The organism is Rhizobium sp. 01N447_2, assembly GCF_056399245.1.
Window position 1 is genome coordinate 1 of sequence record NZ_JBFTQY010000032.1, and the last position, 5,000, is coordinate 5,000.

General features: G+C 62.0%; 5 protein-coding genes. All 5 read right to left on the minus strand.

Going from position 1 to position 5,000, the window contains the following annotated elements; all coding sequences use genetic code 11:
* Positions 1-449, minus strand: a 449-nt coding sequence (locus AC1ECN_RS21130; protein WP_477954011.1) for an efflux RND transporter periplasmic adaptor subunit, incomplete at its 3' end; no start/stop codon positions are given.
* Positions 450-617: 168 nt separating this feature from the next.
* Positions 618-1,220, minus strand: coding sequence for a TetR family transcriptional regulator (locus AC1ECN_RS21135; protein WP_130673057.1), 603 nt, complete (start codon positions 1,218-1,220; stop codon positions 618-620).
* A gap of 211 nt (positions 1,221-1,431) precedes the next feature.
* The gene (locus AC1ECN_RS21140) at positions 1,432-2,376 is read right to left on the minus strand and encodes a phosphoribosylaminoimidazolesuccinocarboxamide synthase (RefSeq protein WP_130673056.1); all 945 of its coding nucleotides are present in this window, start codon (positions 2,374-2,376) and stop codon (positions 1,432-1,434) included.
* 84 nt (positions 2,377-2,460) lie between these two features.
* Complete coding sequence (locus AC1ECN_RS21145; protein WP_130673055.1) at positions 2,461-4,203, minus strand: SLC13 family permease; 1,743 nt, start codon at positions 4,201-4,203, stop codon at positions 2,461-2,463.
* Positions 4,204-4,306: 103 nt separating this feature from the next.
* The gene (locus tag AC1ECN_RS21150; RefSeq protein WP_130673556.1) at positions 4,307-4,993 is read right to left on the minus strand and encodes a phosphoribosyltransferase; all 687 of its coding nucleotides are present in this window, start codon (positions 4,991-4,993) and stop codon (positions 4,307-4,309) included.
* Between the last annotated feature and the right edge of the window lie 7 nt (positions 4,994-5,000).

Genomic DNA, 5,000 nt, shown 5'->3' on the forward strand with positions numbered 1-5,000 from the left:
GTCTTGGCCGTTTCGAATTCGATCTGGGTGGCGCCGCTGCCGACGAGGCGCTGGTAGCGGTCGAGATTGCTTTCGGCGCTCGGCACGCTGGCCTGCGCCTTGGAGATCGCCGCCTTGGCCTGCTCGACGGCAGCAATATAGGGTGCATCCTCGATCTGATAGAGAAGGTCGCCCTTCTTGATCTCACCGCCGTCCTTAAAGGCGACCTCGCGGATCAGGCCGCTGACCTGAGGCCGGATATCTGCTGTCTGAAATGTCTCGGCGCGGCCCGGCAGGATCGTGGTGATCGGGAAGGTACCCTTCGTCAGCGTGATGACGCCGACCGGGGCAGCCTGCTGCGCCGCGCCTGCACCCGCATTGCCGGCGGGCTTGGAGCCACTGTCGCTGCAGGCGGCGAGAAGGGCTGCGAATGCCAGGGCCGAGGAGATGAGGAGGGCACGGCGTATCATGCTGAATTCCTGTGCGGTGGCAATCGCCGTTCAATCCACGAGCTCGGCCCACGGGCTCGGCTGGGCCGAGCACAGGCTTATATAAGCGTCAGGATTGGGTTGGCTTCAAATGCCGTTATCCGAATCTAAGAAAAGCTTTACGAAGTGACGTAATTCAGCAATCATCACTTAGCAAGCGCTATTTTGCAGTGCGGCATCGACGAAACACACGATTTTTTCGGCGCGGTGCACGAGTGTCTCCTTGTCATCGCGGGCGATCAGGACAGGGTGCAGCACGCAGGCCAGGACATCTGCGACAGTATGTGCCGCGCTCTTTGGATCGCGGCAATGATAACGTCCCTCCGCCATGCCTTCGCGGATGATCTCGCCGAGCTTCACTTCGATGCGGGCGCGATAGCGATTGCCGGCCTCGAGTTTGGCTTCGATCGTCGAAAGTACCATTTCGAAGATGTAAGGGTTCTTCTGGATGTCCTGCAGGTGGCTTTCCAGCAGGCGCAGGATGAAGCGGAGCAGTTGTTCCTTTGGCGGTAACTTCTCATCGAAGGCGGCGAAGCGCTCGGCGGCATCGTCGAGATGGCGTCCGGCGATTGCATCGACGAGCGCGACCTTGGAACGGAAATGCTTGAAGACGTTGGCGGGCGACATGTGGAGCGCGCCGGCGATATCGGCGATCGACACCGCAACGAAGCCGCGCTCGCGAAACAGCATCTCCGCCATGGAGAGAATGTCTTCCCGCGTTTCCTCGGCCTTGCGTCTTGGCCTTCTTGCCATTTGTTCCCCGCCGGGCTGAGCCCGATACCCCTTTTTTCCGATGCTAGCGCATAAGCCCGAAAATCGGAATCGATTTTCGGAAAGGATTATGCGCCAATTCAATGTGATAGAGCGTCCTTAGCGTGTCCTGTTGGACGCGCGGCGCCCTAGCGCGATTGGGCGAAACGCCGCAAGCCGGTGAACGGCCCGGCGGCTTTCGTGTGCCGCGATTTTAAGAGAAATAGCGGGCGAGGTTGGTTCGGATACGGGCAAGCGGCGTCTCGCCGTTGTTGTCGGGAGCAAAATGCTCACCGGTGATCGCCTCGTAGGCTTTGATGTAGATGGCCGAGGTCTGCTCGATCAGTTCGGCGGGGATTTCCGGGATCTCGTCCTTATAGGGATCGCAACGCTTCGCCACCCAGGCGCGGACGAAATCCTTGTCGAAACTTTCCGGGCGTTTTCCAGCGGCAAAGCTTGCCGGATAGCTTTCGGCAAGCCAGTAGCGACTGCTGTCCGGCGTATGGATCTCGTCGGCGAGGATAATGTTGCCGTCACCGTCGGTGCCGAACTCGTATTTGGTGTCGACCAGGATCAGCCCGTTTTTCGCCGCCATCTCCTGGCCGCGGGCAAAGAGGGCGAGCGCATATGTCGACAACGTCTGCCATTGCTCTTTCGTGAGAAGGCCACGCGTGACGATTTCGGCCGGCGTCAGCGGTTCATCGTGGCCGCCGTCGAATTCCTTGCTGGTCGGCGTGATGACGGGTTCCGGCAGGATCTGGTTGTCGCGCATGCCGTCGGGCAGACGCATGCCGTACATCTCGCGCTCGCCTTTTTTATAAAGCGTCAGGATCGAGGTGCCGGTGGTGCCGGCGAGATAACCGCGCACGACGATCTCGACCGGCAGGATGTCGAGCCGCTTGCCAATGACGACATTCGCATCGGGGTAGTCGAGAACGTGGTTCGGGCAGATGTCCTTCGTCGCCTCGAACCAGTAGCGCGCCGTCTGTGTCAGCACCTGGCCCTTATAGGGGATGCAGGTGAGGATGCGGTCGAAAGCGCTCAGCCGGTCGGTGCTGATAATAATGCGGCGTCCGTCCGGAAGATCGTAATTCTCGCGCACCTTGCCGCGATAGTAGTTCGGCAATTCCGGGAAATGGGCTTCGGAGAGAATTCGCACGGCGCTCGACTGTCCTTAATTATTGGGTGAAGACTTCCTGCTCTAGTTTCATTGCTGGGGAAGTCAAGTCGATCGGGTATCGCATCACAGCCAGAACAGAACGGTAAGAAGCAGGGCGAGGCCGTAACTTGTGACGGCAAGCGGCCAGCCGGCGCGCAGGAAATCGCCGAAGCGGTAGCCGCCGATGCCCATTGCCAGTGTGTTGTTGTGATGGCCGAAGGGCGTCAGGAAATCCAGGGAGGCGCCGGCGGCGACCGCGATCAGATAGGCGTCAGGCGCATGCCGGCCGGCTCTTGCGAATTCCAGTGCGATCGGGGTCAGGACGATTGCGACCGTCGCGTTGTTGACGAAAGGCGTCAATGCCATGGCGAGGAAGAGGATGAGGGCGATGCCGATGAGCGGATGGGTAATCGGCACGACGAGGCTCAGCCAGCCGGCGATGGTCTCGGCCGCTCCGGTGCTCGCCACCGCCTGGCCGATCGGGATCATCGCCGCGAGCATGATGATGATCGGCCAATTGAGATCGGCCATCGCCTGGCGGATGTTGAGGTGATTGAGCAGGGCGAGCGCGAGCACGACACCGGCAAAAGCGACGTCGGGACGCAGGCCGGCCGCGGAGGCGGCGACGCCGCAGGCAAAGAGCGCGAAGGGCCGCCAGGAGAGCAGAGCCGGTTCGGCCGGTGCTGTCGGGGCGAGCGGCAGGCACTCGCTTTCCTCCAGCGCTTCGGCAATCGCCGCGCGCGGCCCCTCGAGCGTCAATATATCGCCGATTGACAATTGCAGGTCGAGGAAGCGGCCCTCGATGCGTGGCGCGCGCATGGAAAGGGCGGTGACCGCGATGCCACGACGGTGGAAGATTTCGAGCGAGCGGACGCGCGAACCGACTAGCGTGCTTTCCGGCATGACGACGGCTTCGATACGGGTGAAATCCGGCTGCAGACCAAGCGCGTGGGCGTCGGCCGTCAGCGCCTGTGTGGCGGCAAGATCGGCAAAGGTCGCATCGGCGCCCTCGGCAAGCAGTACGTCGCCGGGTTCGATCACCAACTGGTCGAGTGGGCCGAATGCAAAGTTGTCGTCGCGGATCAGCGCGTACGGCTTGATGGCGAACCGTGCCGGGCAATCGGAAAGCCTTGCGCCGATCAGCGGTGAGACGTCAGGGATGCGACGCTCGACGACGATGCGGCGCGTCGCCGGGGGGATCGTTACCGGTGTTTCGTCGGGTTCCGGAAACAGGCGCTGCACGCGAAAGGCGATAAGCAAAATGCCGGCGATGGCGACCGGCAGGCCGACATAAGCGAAATCGAAGAAGCGAAAGCCGGTTCCGGTCGTTTTGGCAAGCGCATCGCTGACGAGCAGGTTGGCCGGCGTGCCGATCAGCGAAACGAGGCCGCCAAGCAGGGCCGCGAACGAGACCGGCATGACGAGCTGGCGGCGGGGGATCGTCAGGACTGTGCCCAGGCGTAGCGCTACCGGCAAGGTGATCGCAAAGGCGCCGATATTGTTCATGAAGATGGACATGAAGCCGGCGAGCGAGGACGTGCCGGCGATGACCTTGAACCTCGAAGGCCTTGCGGCCGCGAAATGGGCGGCGAGACTGTCGAAGAGCGTGGCGCGCGCCAGCACCTGGACGATCAGCAGGATCTCGACGACGGTGATGACGACGGGACTGGCGAAGCCCGTGAAGATCTGGTCGGCGGGATAAAGGCCGAGCGCATAGCCGCCAAGCAGGCCGGCGATCGAGACCACCTCGATGCGGATGCGATCGAGCGAGAAGAAAATGAGCATCGCCAGCAGAAGGATCAGCAGGGATGCTTGCTCGAACGACATGGGCGGGTCCGTTGTTTCATCGATCAGGCGGGACTGTAATCGTTCCTCATGCGCTGTACAGAGGCGCTTTCAGGCAAAGATTGAACAATCTTACTATCTCGCGTCAGGCTGGTGGTGCCTGCCAGTGGCCTCTGGCGTTCCGCTCCAGAATGGGGGTTGCGAAGACGCCGACGGTGCGCGCGATCCATTGCGGACCGGCGGCTGCGAGGCTGTCGCGCCAGCGCTCCGATTGCAGCATGGCGGCACCGATAACGACGGGTTCGATACCGCAGCCTGACAGCAGATGAAGACCGGCGACGATCGAGGCGCCGCTGGAAATGACGTCATCGATGAGTGCGACGCGCTGTCCCTGAAGCAGCGGCAGCATGCGCGGATCGATATAGAGGCGCTTCTGCTGTGTCGGCGTGGTGATCGAAGACAGGGCAACGGAGAGCTCGTCGCGATACCAGAATTTGCGCGAGGTGCCGAGCGGAACGTAGCGGTCATGCCCGAGCTTCTGCGCCACGGCGGCGGCCAGCGTCAGGCCGAGGGTCGGCAGGCCGGCGACGACATCGATCCGCATGGACCTGATCTTTTCGGCAAGGCGTTCGGCGAGCACATCAAGCACGGCGAAACTTGCCTGGTTGACGACCAGCGAGGCGAGGGCGTGATCGCCATCGGCCAGCACACGGATCGGCAGGCGAAGCTGACGGCCGTCTTCGAGTACGGCGACATAGAAGGAGGTAAATTCCCCATTGCCGGCAAAGGTGCCGGGTGGGTGAATCTCCTGCCAGAAATCGTGCGGCGCCAACTCCGTC

Excerpts from the sequence above, each read along its gene's own strand:
- AC1ECN_RS21145 (WP_130673055.1), bottom strand. The coding sequence starts at position 4,203 with ATGTCGTTCGAGCAAGCATCCCTGCTGATCCTTCTGCTGGCGATGCTC.
- AC1ECN_RS21135 (WP_130673057.1), bottom strand. The coding sequence starts at position 1,220 with ATGGCAAGAAGGCCAAGACGCAAGGCCGAGGAAACGCGGGAAGACATT.